General features: G+C 61.0%; 12 protein-coding genes. 2 read left to right on the top strand and 10 right to left on the bottom strand.

Annotation, left to right across the window (positions count from 1 at the left end; genetic code table 11):
* Positions 1–386: 386 nt before the first annotated feature.
* The 5 genes from xylA to xylF all read right to left on the bottom strand — a co-directional run bounded on the left by xylA (position 387) and on the right by xylF (position 6,318).
* Positions 387–1,688: a xylose isomerase gene (xylA, locus tag BD293_RS01925; RefSeq protein WP_142079619.1), complete on the bottom strand. Its 1,302-nt coding sequence runs from the start codon at positions 1,686–1,688 to the stop codon at positions 387–389.
* Complete coding sequence (gene xylB, locus BD293_RS01930) at positions 1,685–3,124, bottom strand: xylulokinase (protein ID WP_142079620.1); 1,440 nt, start codon at positions 3,122–3,124, stop codon at positions 1,685–1,687. The genes xylA and xylB overlap by 4 nt, the downstream gene beginning before the upstream one ends.
* On the bottom strand, positions 3,124–3,870 hold the full coding sequence (locus BD293_RS01935; protein WP_142079621.1) for an ATP-binding cassette domain-containing protein: 747 nt from the start codon (positions 3,868–3,870) through the stop codon (positions 3,124–3,126). Before BD293_RS01935 ends, xylB begins: the two co-directional genes overlap by 1 nt.
* 3 nt (positions 3,871–3,873) lie before the next feature.
* On the bottom strand, positions 3,874–5,190 hold the full coding sequence (locus BD293_RS01940; protein ID WP_142079622.1) for a sugar ABC transporter permease: 1,317 nt from the start codon (positions 5,188–5,190) through the stop codon (positions 3,874–3,876).
* Positions 5,191–5,292: 102 nt separating this feature from the next.
* Positions 5,293–6,318: a D-xylose ABC transporter substrate-binding protein gene (gene xylF / locus BD293_RS01945; RefSeq protein ID WP_142079623.1), complete on the bottom strand. Its 1,026-nt coding sequence runs from the start codon at positions 6,316–6,318 to the stop codon at positions 5,293–5,295.
* 217 nt (positions 6,319–6,535) lie between these two features.
* Between xylF and BD293_RS01950 the strand changes: the two genes are divergently transcribed.
* Together BD293_RS01950 and BD293_RS01955 are read left to right on the top strand one after the other, a co-directional pair.
* Positions 6,536–7,837 carry an ROK family protein gene (locus BD293_RS01950; protein WP_142079624.1) on the top strand — a complete coding sequence of 434 codons (1,302 nt, stop codon included), beginning with the start codon at positions 6,536–6,538 and terminating at the stop codon, positions 7,835–7,837.
* Entirely contained in the window at positions 7,834–9,324 is a 1,491-nt protein-coding gene (locus BD293_RS01955; protein ID WP_142079625.1) for a CRTAC1 family protein, read from the top strand. Before BD293_RS01950 ends, BD293_RS01955 begins: the two co-directional genes overlap by 4 nt.
* Before the next feature lie 209 nt (positions 9,325–9,533).
* Here the strand turns inward: BD293_RS01955 and urtE are convergent, their stop codons facing one another.
* The 5 genes from urtE to urtA all read right to left on the bottom strand — a co-directional run bounded on the left by urtE (position 9,534) and on the right by urtA (position 15,506).
* A complete protein-coding gene (urtE, locus tag BD293_RS01960; protein ID WP_142079626.1) occupies positions 9,534–10,229 on the bottom strand; it encodes an urea ABC transporter ATP-binding subunit UrtE in 696 nt (231 codons plus the stop codon).
* A gap of 3 nt (positions 10,230–10,232) precedes the next feature.
* Positions 10,233–10,973, bottom strand: coding sequence for an urea ABC transporter ATP-binding protein UrtD (gene urtD / locus BD293_RS01965; protein WP_142079627.1), 741 nt, complete (start codon positions 10,971–10,973; stop codon positions 10,233–10,235).
* On the bottom strand, positions 10,970–12,175 hold the full coding sequence (gene urtC, locus BD293_RS01970) for an urea ABC transporter permease subunit UrtC (protein WP_142079628.1): 1,206 nt from the start codon (positions 12,173–12,175) through the stop codon (positions 10,970–10,972). The genes urtD and urtC overlap by 4 nt, the downstream gene beginning before the upstream one ends.
* A 4-nt stretch (positions 12,176–12,179) precedes the next feature.
* Entirely contained in the window at positions 12,180–14,156 is a 1,977-nt protein-coding gene (urtB, locus tag BD293_RS01975) for an urea ABC transporter permease subunit UrtB (protein WP_142079629.1), read from the bottom strand.
* Positions 14,157–14,225: 69 nt separating this feature from the next.
* The gene (gene urtA, locus BD293_RS01980; protein ID WP_142079630.1) at positions 14,226–15,506 is read right to left on the bottom strand and encodes an urea ABC transporter substrate-binding protein; all 1,281 of its coding nucleotides are present in this window, start codon (positions 15,504–15,506) and stop codon (positions 14,226–14,228) included.
* Between the last annotated feature and the right edge of the window lie 257 nt (positions 15,507–15,763).

The following is a 15,763-nucleotide window of genomic DNA, read 5'->3' on the forward strand; positions in this document are numbered from 1 at the left end:
GCGCTTCAAACGCCGTCAGGGACGAAGGTCTGCTGTGCGGGACTTTGTAGGCATTGCGTTTCCGGGTGCAAAGCCGCGCAGCGTCGGGCCGCGGTGCGGCGATCCGCAATTGAAGTTAAAGCACTTTATGCCAGCCACATCCGAGCAAGATCAGAGCGTTGTGCTGGTGGCAGCCAAATCGCCGTGCCCGTGGGCGGCCCGGCGATGCGCGGCGGGCTGACGCCCTTGATTCCGCGCTTGGGGACAGTCCGCAAATGCGCTCAAATCCGACTTTGGGTTTCTTGTGTCAGGTGACGAATGCCAAACCTGCCACTATGCCGCAACGGCCCTACAGCGCCCTGTTCCCAGCTTTGACCGCCGGAAACAGGGGCCGCGACCAGAACGACTTACAGGTAGCGGTTGACCAGATTTTCCAGCTTCTCTTGTTTGCCGGAATGCGGTTGCGGGTTCAGGTCATTGGCCAGTACATCCTTGGTGATGCTGGCCAGATCGCCATGCAGCATGGCCTGCGCTTCCGGCTTGTCCCAGCCAGCATAGCGGGTGGCGCGCGCGGCTTCCAGTTTGCCATCTTCCAGCATGGCGGCTGCGGCCTTTAGCCCGCGGGCGCAGACGTCCATTGCACCTGCATGGGCAAGGATCAGGTCTTCGGCGTCCAGTGACTGGCGGCGCAGTTTGGCGTCGAAATTCGTGCCGCCTGTGGTAAAGCCGCCCGCGCGCAGGATTTCGTAATAGGCCAGTGCGACCTCGGGCATATTGTTCGGGAACTGGTCGGTGTCCCAGCCGGATTGATAATCGTTGCGGTTCATGTCGATGGAGCCGAACACCCCCAGCGACGAGGCCAGCGCGATTTCATGCTCGAAGCTGTGGCCTGCCAGAATGGCATGGCCCTGCTCGATATTGACCTTTACTTCCTTCTCCAGCCCGAAGCGTTGCAAAAAGCCGAACACAGTTGCCACGTCGTAATCATACTGGTGTTTGGTGGGTTCCTGCGGCTTGGGTTCAATCAGGATCGCCCCTTTGAAGCCGATCTTATGCTTGTAATCCACCACCATCGACAAGAAGCGGCCCATATGGTCCAGTTCTTTGTTCAGATCGGTGTTGAGCAGCGTCTCATAGCCTTCGCGCCCGCCCCACAGGACATAGTTTTCGCCGTTCAGGCGGTGGGTCGCATCCATGCAGGTTTTGACCGTTGCGGCGGAGAAGGCGAACACATCGGGGTCGGGGTTGGTGGACGCACCCGACATATAGCGGCGATGGCTGAACAGATTGGCCGTGCCCCAGAGCAGCTTTGGCCCGCCTGCTTCCATCTTGGCGGCCAAGTAGTCGGTCATCTCTTCCAGATTGCGGGTATTCTCGGCGAAGCTGTCGCCTTCGGGGCGCATATCGGCGTCATGAAAGCAAAAGAAGGGGGCATTCAGGATGTGGAACATCTCGAACGCCACATCGGCCTTCAGCTTTGCATGTGCCATTGTGTCGCCGAACCACGGGCGCAGAAAGGTCTGGCCGCCGAACGGATCATTGCCGGGCCATGCGAAATTGTGCCAGTAGCAGACCGCAAAGCGCAGATGATCTTCCACCCGGCGGCCAAGGACAACTTCATCGGGGTTGTAGTGGCGAAATGCGAAATCGCTGTCACTGTCTGCGCCCTGATAGGTCAGTTGCGGGATGCCTGCGAAAAAATCGGTCATGTCAGATCCTTGATTGCGGTTTGTGCCGCGCAGTAGCGGTTGTATGTGTCTGCATATGCAGCGGTCAGGGTGGGATCGGGGATGATTTCGTGCGCGATGGGGGGCAGGGGCATCGCCTCAAGGCTGGCCCCCGTGGCGGCCATCAGCCCAAGGCGCGCCGCACCAAGGGCTGCGCCATGCTCGCCTGCTTCGGGCACGAGGATCGGAAGATCAAGGGCTGTGGCCAGCGCCGAAAGCCAATAATCCGAGCGCGCGCCCCCACCTGCGGCGATGAGCGTGTCGAGTTTGGTGCCGGTGGCCGCAAGGGCTTGCTGGCAATCTTTCAGTGCAAAGACCACGCCTTCCAGCACGGCGCGGGTTGCGGCAGCGCGGTCAGTGGCATGTTCCAGCCCGATGAAAGCGCCGCGAATGGCGGCGTCGTTCAAAGGCGTACGCTCGCCGCCCAAGTAGGGCAGGAACAGCGCGCGACCGGGGGCTTGCAGTGTGCCCAGATTAGCAGTCAGGTCGGCAGCACTGGCCCCTGCAATGTGGGAGAACCAGTTCAGCGCATCTGTCGCAGCAAGGATCACGCCCATCTGGTGCCATGTGCCGGGCAGCGCGTGACAGAAGGTATGCACGGCGGTTTCGGGTGCGGGCGCGTAGCCGTCGGTGGCGGCAAACAACACGCCCGACGTGCCAAGGCTGACAAAACCTTGCCCCGCCCGCGCAACCCCCAGACCGATGGCCGTGGCGGCGTTGTCGCCTGCGCCGCCTGCGACGGGGATGCCGGGTTTAAGGCCGAACTCGGCGCCAAGTGCTGCGCGCAAGCTGCCAGAAATGGCCGCGCCTTCGACCAGCGCGGGCATCTGGTCGCGCGTCATGCCCGTGGCCGCCAGCAGATCATCCGACCAGTCACGCGCGCCGACATCCAGCCAGCTTGTGCCTGCGGCGTCGGACATTTCAGCCACATGCGCGCCGGTCAGCCACAGGCGCAGATAATCCTTTGGCAAAAGCACCTTGGCGGCGCGCGCGAATAATTCTGGTTCTTGCTCGGCCATCCAGACGAGTTTGGGCGCGGTAAAGCCCGGAAAGACGATATTGCCGCTGATCGCGCGAAAGCGCGGGTCTGCGTCCAGCCGTGCGGCCTGTGCGTGTGCGCGGGTGTCGTTCCACAGGATGCAAGGGCGCAAGACTTTGTCGGCGGCGTCCAGCACGGTTGCGCCGTGCATCTGGCCTGACAACCCGATGCCCGCAATCGCGGCCATGTCGATCTTGCCCGCCAGTTTGCGCAGCACGTCACTCGCCGCCGCCACCCAATCGGCGGGGTCTTGTTCCGACCAGCCGGGATGGGGGCGCGCCACCTGCAAGGGGGCGCTGGCCTCGGCCATCACTGCGCCAGAGGCGTCGATGACCAGCCCTTTCAGGCCAGAGGTGCCCAGATCAAGCCCTAGATACATTACGCGGCCTTCTCTGCCTTCTTGCCCATGATAATCATGGACAGGATGTCATCTTCGGTCACATCCTCGACGCGGTCTGTGCCCACAAGCTGGCCGTTTTTCATGACGCTGACACGGTCGCACAGCGCCATCATTTCGCGCGTGTCATGGCTGATCAGGAAAATGCCAAGGCCTTGTGCCTTCAATTCCATAATCAGGTCGGCCACCATCTTGGTTTCATGCACGCCCAAAGCGGCGGTCGGTTCGTCCATGATCAGGATACGTGCGTTGAAATATACCGCGCGCGCAATCGCCACCGACTGACGTTGCCCGCCCGACAGCGCACTGACAGGATCGGCCACTTTCTTGAAGTTGGGGTTCAGCCGCGCCATGATTTTGCGCGTCTCGGATTCCATGCGGCTGTCATCCAGAAACCCGAACATGGTGCGCAATTCGCGCCCCAGAAACAGATTGGCGGGCGCGGGCAGGTTATCGGCCAGCGCCAAGGTCTGGTGGATCGTCTCGATATTATGCGCGCGGGCATCGCGGGGGCTGTTGATGGTGACTTTCTCGCCATCAATCAGAATCTCGCCACTATCCGCACGGTAGGCCCCTGAAAGGATTTTGATCAGGGTGGATTTGCCGGCACCATTATGGCCCAGAAGCCCCACCACTTCGCCGGGATACAGGTCGATGGAGACGTCATCCACCGCCTGCACGCCGCCAAAAGCAATCGAGATATTGCGCATTTCTACAAGGGGTTGCATGTCTTATCCTTTCCCGGTGCGGCGGCGGTAGATGATGTCGATCAGCACGGCCAGAACCAGCACGCTGCCCACAACGATGTTCTGCAAGGGCGCATCGACCCCCACCATCGCCATGCCGGATTGCAGCGATTGCATGATCAGCGCACCAAGGATCGCGCCATAGATCGTGCCGATCCCGCCTGCCAGCGCCGTGCCGCCGATGACCGCAGCGGCGATGACGCGCAATTCGTCCAGCGTGCCGATATCGTTGGAATGGTTGGTCAATCGGGCCGAGGCCACGACCGCCGAGATGGCACAAAGCGCGCCCATGATCGCAAACACCTTGACCGTCAGCAGCCGGGTGTTGATGCCTGACAGTTCTGCGGCTTGAGGGTTGCCGCCGGTGGCAAAGATGTAGCGCCCCAGCCGCGTCTTGCGCGCCACAACCGTCATGACAACTGCCACGACAATCAGCAGCAGCACCGAGATGGGCAGGCCGTAAGCGGCGCTGTAACCTTCGGGCATCACCTCGCCACGCGCCTCGAACTGGCGGTTCAGGCGGGCGGCGGGAATTTGATAGGAATTCAGGACCGCAATGAAGCCCAAGATTGCACCTGCGATGATCGCGCCCAGCGTGATTTCGGCCCACATGGGTTTTACAGGGAAATCATGGCGGATCTTGTCGCGGCGCTTCGCCCAGAGGGCCGCTATCGCGGCCAGCGTGGCTACAATCCCGATGACCCAGGACCAGAATTCGCCCAAGGTGCCGTTGATGCCGCCAAACATCTGGAAGGTGGAATCCAGCGGGCCGATGGTCTGGCCATTGGTCAGATACCATGCCGTATTGCGCCAGACCAGCAACCCGCCCAAAGTGACAATAAAGGCCGGGATCATTAGATAACCGGACAAATACCCCTGAAACGCCCCGATCAGCCCACCCGTCAGGATGCCTGCGCCAATCGCCAACCATGGTATCAGTGGGTGGCCCAGTGGCAGGCCCAGCAGTTGCGGCAGCCACGCGGTCTGCATCATGGCCATCACGGCCGAGCAGGTCGCCAGAAGCGCGCCCACGGACAGGTCAATGTGGCGCGTGACAATGACAAACACCATGCCAGTGGCCATAATTGCCACGCTGACAGTCTGGATTGTCAGGTTGAATATGTTGCGCGGGGTCAGAAACCGCCCGTCGGTCAGGACGTTGAAAACCACCATCACCAAAATGAAAGCGCCGATCATGCCCATAAGGCGTGTGTCCAGTTCCAGCGTGTCGGTCAGCTTGGCGCGCGGGGCGGGACGTGCCTTTGTGGCGGGGGTGCTGGTTGTCGTGTTTTGGGTGCTCATCTGTTCCGTCCTGTCAGGGAACCTGCGCTGCGTGGCATCTGCACGCACGCTCAAGACAGGGGCGGCACGGGGCCGCCCCTTTTGTGGGATTTCAGCTTAGGATCAGTCGCAGGGCGCGGGGCCGCCGCTGACACCCTGACACAGGGCTTCCTGTGTGATCCAGCCTGCATCGACAACAAGGCTGAGGTTGTCGCTGGTGATCGGCACTGGCTCTAGGAACATGGAAACCATCTCTGTTCCGGCGGGAGAGGTCCACATTTCGGCCCCCTCGATATCGGCCATTGCAGTGCCGCCTGCCAGTTGCACAGCGATTTCCGCTGCGTTGCGGCCCAGATCACGGGCATCTTTCCAGACCGAAACAGTCTGTGTGCCAAGGGCGATCCGGTTCAGCGCCGCATGGTCGCCATCCTGACCAGAGACAGGAATACCATCCATGCCTTGGGCGGTCAGGGCCGCAACCGCGCCGCCTGCTGTGCCGTCATTCGAGGCGACGACCGCATCGACCATGTTGTCCTGTGCGGTCAGGATCTGTTCCATGTTGCGCTGGGCATTGGCGGGCAGCCATGCATCCGTATAGGCTTCGTCCACGATGGTGATATCGCCTGCGTCAATCGCGTCTTGCAGCACTTCCTGCTGGCCACCGCGCAGGAAATCCGCGTTCGGGTCAGTGGGCGAGCCCTTGATCATGACGTAATTGCCCGATGGCATCTGTTCTAACACAGCGCGCGCCTGCATCCGCCCGACTTCGACATTGTCGAAAGTCAGATAGAACGCGCGGTCATCTTCGATCAGGCGGTCATAGGCGATGACAGGAATCCCCTCATCTGCGGCGGCCTGAACGGCGGGGCCAATCGCGGCGGCATCCTGCGCCAGAACGATCAGCGCATCGACGCCCTGTGAAATCAGGCTTTCAATATCTGACAGTTGCTTGGACGACGATGACTGCGCATCCGCAGACACATATGATGCGCCCGCTTCGTCGAGTGCGGCACGGATCGCGGCCTCGTCTGTCTGCCAGCGTTCTTCCTGAAAGTTTGACCAGCTGACGCCAATTGTCAGCGAATCAGCCCATGCGGCCGAGCTGAAGCCGATGGTGGCGGCCACAGCCGCTGTAAGAATCTTGTTCATGTGTTCCTCCCTAGAACGAAATCGGGCCGAGTTTCTGATGATCGGCCGACAGTGAAAGCATGCCATATAATTTTCGGCTGTCAAATTAAATTTGACGATTCCATGCCTGAACTTTGCCAAAACGAGCAGTATTCAGGATTTTTTCTTGCATGACCCGCGTTATTCTGGCTTATTTTGTTCAGAGCGCGAATTTAACTTGGGTGGGGAGGCCGGGGTCATGATTGCGTCAGGGCTGGGCAGCACAGATCAAAGCAATGAGGGCGCACCTGCGGGCTGTGGCCCGTTGCTGAACAGTGTCGCACCGGCGCGCCCCTTGCGGCAAGTGTTGTTTGACCATGTGCGCGCCCAAGGCAGTACCACGCGCGCCGAAATGGGGCGCGCGCTGGGTGTCAGCGCAGCCTCGGTCAGCTCGGTGACAAGTGATCTTATTGCGGATGGGTTCCTGCGCGAAAGTCCGGTGGCGGCGCTGCCTGATCTGGACACGCCGCGCATCGGGCGCGGGCGGCCCCCGGTGGAATTGCAGGTCGCAGCCGAAGCGCATCATGTCATCGGCATGAAGCTGGGCGATCTTCGCCATACGGCAGTGCTGAGCGATTTCGCAGGGCGGCGCATTGCCGAAACCAGTATGCCCACCCGCCCCAACCGCAAAAGTGCCGCGATCCTGATCGCCGAGGCGCGCGCGCTGATGGACCAGTTGTTGTCTGCACGCGGCATGAGCCGGCGCGATATAAGCTGTGTCGGGGTGGGCATGGCGGGCATGGTCGAATATGCAACCGGCGATGTCGCGTGGTCGCCAATGCTGGATGCGCCATCGACAGCATTGCGCGGGCAGTTTGAAACAGCCTTTGGTGTGCCGACATGGCTGGACAATGACGCCAATCTGCTGACGCTGGCGGAATTGTGGTTCGGCGGCGGGCGCAGCAAATCCGATTTCGCCGTGGTCACGATTGAACATGGTGTGGGCATGGGGCTGGTGTTGTTCAACCAACTGTATCGCGGCGCGCGCGGGGTGGGCATGGAGTTGGGGCATACCAAGGTGCAACTCGATGGGGCGCTGTGCCGCTGTGGCAAACGCGGCTGTCTGGAAGCCTATGTCGCCGATTACGCGCTTGCGCGCGAAGCGGCGACTGCGCTCGATCAGCATGAAAGCCTGTCCGAAAGTCCGCTTGTCTTGCTAGAGGCCCTGTTTGCCGAGGCGCGCGGCGGCAATGAGGCCGCGTTGTCGATCTTTCGCCGCGCAGGGCGCTATCTGGCGCTGGGCCTGTCGAATGTGGCGCAGATGTTCGACCCCGAGGTGATCATTCTGTCGGGCGGGCGTATGCAATATGACTACCTCTATGCGCGCGAGGTGCTCAGCGAGATGCAGGCCATGACCCTGACCGGTGCACGCCCGCCCGCGCGGGTGGAAATCCATGCATGGGGCGATCTGGTCTGGGCGCAGGGGGCGGTTGCGCTCGCACTCGGGGCGCTGACCGAGCAGCTGTTGGGCAACACCTCGGCGCGGGGCAGTGCCGCATGAAGGCCGCACTTGCTGCATGTCTGATGGCGGCCACGCCAGTCGTGGCGCAGATGCCCGCCTATCAGGATATGAGTGCGCACATTCCAACGCATCATTACGCGGGCGGGTGGGAACATTTCGTTGGCGGTGGTGTCGCGGCGCTGGATTGCAACGAGAATGGTCTGCCGGACCTGTTTCTGGCGGGGGGCGAGGGGCCATCGCTATTGCTGCGCAATCAGGGCGACATGCAGTTCGTGCCCCAAGAGGTGCCCTTGACCAGTGTTACCGGAGCCTATCCGCTGGATATGGATGGCGATGGTGTGCTGGACCTGTTCGTGCTGCGGGTCGGGCCGAATGTTGTTCTGCGGGGCCTTGGCGATTGCGCATTTGAAGATGCGACCGAGGCGCTGGGCGTTGATCCGGGGCAGGGCTGGTCAACAGCCTTCACGGCATGGTGGGACGATAGGGCAGCGCGCCCGAGCCTGTTTGTCGGCAATTATGTCGATCTGGACGACCCGGAGGGGCCGTTTTTCGCCTGTGACGACAACCAGCTTTTGCGCTCTGCGGCGCAAGGCTATGCCTCATCCGCCATGACGCCCGGATTTTGCCCGCTCTCGGCGCTTGCTGCCCGCGATGCGCGGGGCCGCATGACTTTGCGCCTGTCCAATGACCGCCATTACTATGTGCGCGGCGGATACGAGCAGATGTGGGACATTGCCGATGCCCGCTATCTTGGGCCGGAAGATGGCTGGCAAGAGCAGATGCTCTGGGGCATGGGCATTGCCAGCCGCGACATTACCGGCAACGGGCTGGCGGATGTCTATTTGACCTCAATGGCCGATCAGATGCTGCAACTGGCGCAAAGCGACGGCACCTACCGCACGGCCCCGTTCGAGATGGGCCATACCGCGCATCGCCCGTTTATGGGCGATGATGGTCGCCCCTCGACCGGATGGCACGCGCAATGGGGCGATGTGACGAATAACGGACGGGCCGATCTGTTCGTGGCCAAGGGCAATGTCGACCAGATGCCCGATCTGGCGATGTCGGACCCCAACAACCTGTTGCTGCAAGGCGCGGATGGGCAGTTTACCGAAGCAGCGCATCTGGCAGGGGTGGCTGACCCTGCGCGCTCTCGTGGGGCGGCGCTGGTGGATTTGACCGGCGACGGGCGGCTGGATCTGGTGGTGGTCAACCGCCGCGCGCCCGCGCGCCTGTACCGCAATGTGACAGAAGATATGGGCAACTGGCTGGCGGTGGATTTGCGCATGGAGGGCGGCAACCGCTTTGCCATAGGTGCGCGGGTCCGGGTTGAAACGGCGCAGGGCGCGCAATGGCAGGAAGTGTCTGTGGGCGGTGGCCATGCGGGCGGGCAGGCGGGGTCGCTGCATTTCGGGCTGGGAGAGGCCGCGCAAGCCGTGATCGTCGTGGACTGGCCCGATGGACAGACAAGCCGTCGCAAGATTGAAGGCGTGAACCAGCGAGTTGTCCTGACGCCGGACAGTTAGTGGTCGCCCCTCGCGCGCAGAATCAAGGGCGTCAGCCCGCCGCGCATCGCCGGGCCGCCCCCAGGCACGGCGATTTGGCTGCCCCATGCGCGAAGCTCTGATCTTGCTCGGATTTGGCTGGCATAAAGTGCTATAAATCGATGGGGGATCGCCGCACCGCGGCCCGACGCTGCGCGGCTTGGTGCTTCAGGTCAACTTCCGCAAAGTGATCAGATCGAGACGCGCTCCAGAATCTCCTGCTTGGTCACGGCGCTGGCGGGCTGGGCCAGAACAACCTCGCCTCGGTTCAGCACGCAGAATTCATCGGCCAGCCCGTAGGCGAAATCGAAATATTGCTCGACCAGCACAATGGCGATTTCCCCTTCGCTGCGCAAAAGCTCGATCACCTTGCCGATCTGCTTGATGATATTGGGCTGGATGCCCTCGGTCGGTTCATCCAGCAACAGCACTTTCGGCTTGGCAATCAGCGCGCGCGCGATGGCAAGCTGTTGTTGCTGCCCGCCTGACAAATCGCCCCCCCGCCGGTCTTTCATCTGCTTGAGAACCGGAAACAACTCGTAAATCCGGTCGGGTATCCGGTGGTCGGAGCGGGGCAGGCAGGCAAAGCCGGTCTGCAAATTCTCGGTCACGGTCAGCAGCGGGAACACCTCGCGCCCTTGGGGCACATAGGCAATTCCGGCCTGTGCAGCTTGGGCCGCGTTGGGATGATCCAGCACTTGCCCATCCAGCGACAAAGTGCCGCCCGAATAGGGGTGCCGCCCCGCAATCGCGCGCAGCAGGCTGGTCTTGCCCACGCCATTGGTGCCCATCACTGCCGTCACCGCGCCCACACGCGCCTGAAGCGAGACACCCCACAGGATTTGCGACGCGCCATAATGCAGGGTCAGATTGTCAACTTTCAGCATGTCTTAGCGCCCCAGATATACATCAATCACCTGCTGGTTTTTCGTCACATGGTCCAGACTGCCCTCGGCCAGAACTGACCCTTCATGCAGCACGGTCACGCGGCAATTCAGGCGGCGGATGAATTCCATGTCATGTTCAATCACCATCACCGCACGCGTTTGCGCGGCACGTTTCAGCAGGTCGGTGGTATGTTCGCGCTCGGCGGGGGTCATGCCAGCGGCCGGTTCATCGACCAGCAACAGGCGCGGGTCTTGGGCCAGTAACATGCCGATTTCCAGCCATTGTTTCTGCCCATGGCTCAGATCGCCCGCGCGGTGGGCCAGACGGTCGGTCAGGCCGATCTCCTCGGCCAGTTCCACGATCCGGGCGCGGTCGCTGTCGGCGGCTTTCCACATCAGCACCGAAAACGGGCCGCGCTTGTTCTTCAGGGCCATCGCCAGATTGTCGTTGACGGACTGATCCTCGAACACAGTGGGTTTCTGGAATTTCCGGCCGATCCCCGCTTTGGCAATTTGGCTTTCTGACAGCTTCAGCAGATCAATCGACCGCTCGCCCCACAGAACCTTGCCCTCATCAGGCTTGGTCTTGCCGGTGACGATATCCATGAAAGTGGTCTTGCCTGCGCCATTGGGGCCGATCACCGCGCGCAATTCCGGCTCGCCTATGGCGATGGACAGATTGTTGATGGCGCGGAACCCGTCAAAGGTGACCGATACGCCAGAGACTTCCAGCAAGGTCGTCATGACTGTTTCCTCACCAGATAATCAAACAGCCCGCCGATGCCCTTGGGGAAAAACAACGTGACCGCGACAAAGCCAAGGCCAAGAAACACCAGCCACCAATCGGTCCAGACGATGCGAAACAGCCCCAGATCAATGTTCGGCGCGCCGCCACCTGTCAGCCAGCTGGACAAAAGCGACACGAAAGCCGCGCCGATTACTGCGCCGTACAAGCGCCCTCTGCCCCCGATGGCCACCCAAACCGCCAGATAGATCGAGGCGATGGGCGCGATTTCAGCGGGGTTGATGATGCCTGCCTGCGGATAATAGAGCGCCCCCGCAATGCCCGAGATGATCGCCGTGATGGTAAAGACGAACAGCTTGTAGCCTTCGACATTATAGCCAAGGAAGCGCACACGCGCCTCATTGTCGCGGATCGCGCGGATGACAGAACCGAACTTGCCCGACACCACCCAAGCAAATAACAGATACCCCGCACCCAGCGCAAAGGCAGAGGCCCAGAAGAACCACATCGAGATCACAGATTGCGGTACATGCAGAAAGCCGGGGATATTCTGCAACCCCGACAGCCCGTTATTGCCGCGCAGGCCCGTGTCGTTCTGGAACAGATACAGCGCCAGCGCCAGTGTCATGGCTTGCGTCAGGATCGACAGGTAAACGCCTGTGACGCGGCTGCGAAAGGCCAGCCAGCCAAAGACCAGCGCCAACGCCCCCGGCACCAGAACCACCATTGCCAGTTGAAACGGCAAAGAGCCTGCGAAAGACCAGATCAGGGGCAATTCTGACGACCCGACGACCCCGAAAATCTGCGCCGCCACCCCTTCGGACACTTCCAGTTCAGTCGGCGGAATGGTCCCGCGCCCAAGGCTGTCGCGGATCACGATTTCCGTGCGCGCATACATCAGCCACATGCCGATGGCATAGCCCCCCAGCCCGAAAAATGCGAAATGCCCAAGGCTGAGAATGCCGCAATAGCCCCAGACCACATCCATCGCTATGGCGATCAGGCACAGGCACAGCGTCATGCCCAGCACCTTGACCAGATTGGTTGAAATCGCCCCGATCCCAAAGCCTTCGGACAGGATTGTGACGCCAAGCGTAAACAGCCCCAACAACCCCATGAACCACATCACAGACGGGTTTGCCCGCAAAAAGCGCCCTTGGGGTTTTGAGGCAGAGGTGACGCGCGGAATTTCTATCGACATGGCCTCAATCTCCGGCGGCGCGGCCCTTCAGGGCAACGATACCCTTGGGCCGGAACTGAATGAACAGGATGATGAACAAGACCATATAGGTCTGGGCGGCCAGCGTATTGGCAGGGTTGAACCACTCGATCCCCTTTTGCAGGAACCCGATCAGCGTGGCCCCTGCCAGTGTGCCAAAGACAGACCCGACACCGCCTACAACCACTGTCATGAAGCTTTGTACGATGTAATTCGCGCCCATCTCGGAGGTGACCTGCGCCACCAGCCCGATCGACACCCCTGCAACACCGGCAATGCCCGATCCCAGCCCGAAGGTCAGCATATTGATCCGGTCGGGGTTGATCCCCATGCTGGCTGCCATGCCGGGGTTTTGCGTGACGGCGCGTACTTCCAGCCCCAGGCGCGTGCGGTTCAGAATGACCAGCAACGCCAAAAGGAAGAACAAGGCCATGAAGAAGATCGCAACCCGGATGGTCGACACCGACACCACATCATTCACCGCAATCGCCCCTGCCAGCCAGTCGGGCGAGGTCAGGGGGCGCGCTTGCGTGCCAAAGATGTTCTTGGCCAGTTGCTGGAGTGCAATCGAGATGCCGAAGGTCGCCAGCAATGTCTCTAGCGGGCGGGTATAGAGATGGCGGATCACCAGCCGTTCCATCGCCACACCGGCAGCGAAGGTGACCAGGAACGCCAGCGGCAACGCCACCACCAAGGACACCGTGTAATCCGGGATCAGCGTTTGCACGACATAGCCGGTATAGGCGCCCATCATGATAAATTCGCCATGCGCCATATTGATGACCCGCATCACCCCGAAGGTGATTGCCAGACCAATCGCGGCCAGAAAGAAGATCGACGCCAGCGAGAGCGCATCAATCGAGATGCCCACAAATTGCCAGACCGAGATGCGCGTGCGGGTGCTGTCCAGCGCGTCGCGCGCGGCGTCGGTCACGGCCGCGTCCGCTTCGAGATAGGCGTCATAGAAGACAAATTGCGCCACTGCGGCTTCCATATCCGCCGTTGTGACCAAGGGCGCGACAGTGCCTGCCTCCTCCAACGCGAGATAGGCCGCGCGCCGCGCCGCGTCCGTGTCCAGCTGGTGCACCGGGATGCCGCCGACCGCCCCGTCCACGACATTGGCCCGCAGCACATCGCGGATGGCATTGCGACCGGGGCGGACAGGAAACAACTCGGCGTCTGACAGCACAGTATAGGCGGCGATCAGCGTCATATCATCGCCCGGAACCCGGATGCGCGCGACATTCGTGCCTTCGGGCACTGCCTCGGCAAAGTCGGAGCGGGTTTGCAAAATCTGGTTGAGCGCGCGCCGCGCCTCGGTGCTGATATCGCCGCGCAAGCCCTCAATTGCCTCGACGCGCGTGGGCGTATCGGTTGCGAAACGGGCATTCAGCAGATCCAGCAGGCGCTGCATCCGCACTGCAATGGCGTTGACTTGCTCGGCCTCAAGCGCGATTTCCAGCGCCTCGATCTGTTCGGCATCGGGGCTGCGCGCGATGCTTTCCAGCGCGGCAATGCGGCGGGCAGGATCGGGGTTCAGCAATTCAAACTGCACCAGCGCGGCGTTCACCTCGCGGCGCACACCGGCATTGGGGCGGATATGGTTCAGTGCGCGCGAACTGGCGGTGCCGACCTCTTCGCCCGTATCAATGTCGATCAGCACAAGGTCGCGGTCGTCACCCTCGCGGGCAAAGAAGAACAGTCCATCCTCGGGGCGCTCATACACGTCCCGATCCGACCATGCGCGCAAGAACGCCACGGTGCCGGGGGCGTCTGCGTCCATCAGCGCGGCCAGCACATCCGGCACGCTGCCGCGCGACGGGCTTGCGACCAAGGGCTGCACTGTTTGCAGCACATCCTGAAGCGGGGTTTCGGCCTGCGCCACAGCGCGGGCGGGGGCGAGCGTGGCTAATGCAATCAGGCATGCGAACAAACTCGCGATGCGGGGCAGCAGTCGCAGCATGGGCGGGGGACTTTCGGTTTGGTCATGGGGCGGGGTGTGGGGGGCTATGCCCCACACCCCTTTTTCAGCTTAGTAGTTGGAGGTCAGCTGAACACAGGTTTCCGTCGCTGTGTCGAACATGCCGCATTCCAGCTCTTGCCAGTCACTGACCAGTGTGGCGCTGTCTTCTAGGAAGGGTGACCAGGCAACGCCGGGCACTTCTTCGGTCTGGCTGATGATGTCAAACTGACCATCTGCGCGGATTTCGCCAATCAGGACAGGCTTGGACAGGTGATGATTGGTGTTCATCACGGCCATACCACCGGTCAGGTTGGGGAATTCCTGCCCCCACATGGCCTCGCGCACAGCGTCCACATCGGTGGTCCCAGCCGCTTCAACCGCCTGAACCCACATGTTGAAGCCGATGTAATGGGCCTCCATCGGGTCATTGGTCACGCGGTTCTCGTCGCCGATGAATTCATGCCATGCCGCAATGAATTCTTCATTTACAGGGGTGTCGGCGGACATGAAGTAGTTCCATGCTGCCAGATGCCCGACCAGACGCGATGTATCCAGCCCTGACAACTCTTCTTCACCGACCGAAAAGGCGACAACCGGAATGTCATCCGCGCTCACACCTTGTGCCGCAAGCTCGGTATAGAAGCCGATATTTGCATCGCCATTGATGGTCGAGATGACGCCAACCTGCTTGCCACCGGCCCCAAGGCCGATCACATCGCCCACAATCGTGGACCAGTCGGCATGGCCGAAGGGGGTGTAGTTGACGAAGATATCCTCAGGCGCGATTCCCTTGTCCAGCAGATAGGATTCAAGGATCGCATTCGTGGTGCGCGGATAGACATAGTCAGTGCCCAGAAGCGCAAATGACTCGACGCCCAGTTCTTCAAGGAAATAATCAACCGCAGGGATCGCCTGCTGGTTTGGTGCCGCACCTGTGTAGAACACATTGCGCGAGCTTTCCTGCCCTTCATATTGCACAGGGTAGAAGAACAGGCCGTTCAATTCTTCCAGCACCGGCAACAACGCCTTGCGGCTCACCGAGGTCCAGGCCCCGAAAATGACATCAACTTCATTCACGGTCAGCAACTGGCGGGTCAGTTCCGCAAAAAGCGGCCAGTCAGAGGCGGGGTCAACGACCACGGCTTCCAGCTCACATCCCAGCACGCCGCCCTTGGCGTTTTGCTGGTCGACAAGCATCAGCATGACATCGCGCAGCGTGGTTTCCGAAATTGCCATGCTGCCTGACAGCGAATGCAGTACGCCAACCTGAATAGGGCAATTTGCGAATGCGGGCGTGGCAGAAAGCAAGGCTGTTGTGGCAGCAGTGGTCAGAAGGGTTTTCTTGATCATGTAATGCATACTCCTGTGAAACGGCTGCATGCGTCTGGAAAGGCTGACTTGAAAGCGAATTTGCACACACCACATCACCCAGGGCAGCAGTCATATGTTGCGCATGTCCGGCAGTCAGGGTCTGCCAGGATCGGGCCGTCGGACATGCATTCTTTGATATAATCGTGCTTTGTTATTGACACTTGCCCGCGCCGACGCAAATCCCGATGCAGCACGTCGCGCAAAGAAGGAGAGTATCCCCCCAAATGCACATTAAA

Source organism: Roseinatronobacter monicus (assembly GCF_006716865.1).
Classification (GTDB): domain Bacteria; phylum Pseudomonadota; class Alphaproteobacteria; order Rhodobacterales; family Rhodobacteraceae; genus Roseinatronobacter; species Roseinatronobacter monicus.

Coding starts and splice junctions, on each gene's coding strand:
- urtC (WP_142079628.1), bottom strand. CDS start 12,175: ATGTCGATAGAAATTCCGCGCGTCACCTCTGCCTCAAAACCCCAAGGG.
- xylF (WP_142079623.1), bottom strand. CDS start 6,318: ATGAACAAGATTCTTACAGCGGCTGTGGCCGCCACCATCGGCTTCAGC.
- xylB (WP_142079620.1), bottom strand. CDS start 3,124: ATGTATCTAGGGCTTGATCTGGGCACCTCTGGCCTGAAAGGGCTGGTC.
- xylA (WP_142079619.1), bottom strand. CDS start 1,688: ATGACCGATTTTTTCGCAGGCATCCCGCAACTGACCTATCAGGGCGCA.
- BD293_RS01935 (WP_142079621.1), bottom strand. CDS start 3,870: ATGCAACCCCTTGTAGAAATGCGCAATATCTCGATTGCTTTTGGCGGC.
- urtB (WP_142079629.1), bottom strand. CDS start 14,156: ATGCTGCGACTGCTGCCCCGCATCGCGAGTTTGTTCGCATGCCTGATT.
- BD293_RS01950 (WP_142079624.1), top strand. CDS start 6,536: ATGATTGCGTCAGGGCTGGGCAGCACAGATCAAAGCAATGAGGGCGCA.
- BD293_RS01940 (WP_142079622.1), bottom strand. CDS start 5,190: ATGAGCACCCAAAACACGACAACCAGCACCCCCGCCACAAAGGCACGT.
- urtA (WP_142079630.1), bottom strand. CDS start 15,506: ATGATCAAGAAAACCCTTCTGACCACTGCTGCCACAACAGCCTTGCTT.
- BD293_RS01955 (WP_142079625.1), top strand. CDS start 7,834: ATGAAGGCCGCACTTGCTGCATGTCTGATGGCGGCCACGCCAGTCGTG.
- urtE (WP_142079626.1), bottom strand. CDS start 10,229: ATGCTGAAAGTTGACAATCTGACCCTGCATTATGGCGCGTCGCAAATC.
- urtD (WP_142079627.1), bottom strand. CDS start 10,973: ATGACGACCTTGCTGGAAGTCTCTGGCGTATCGGTCACCTTTGACGGG.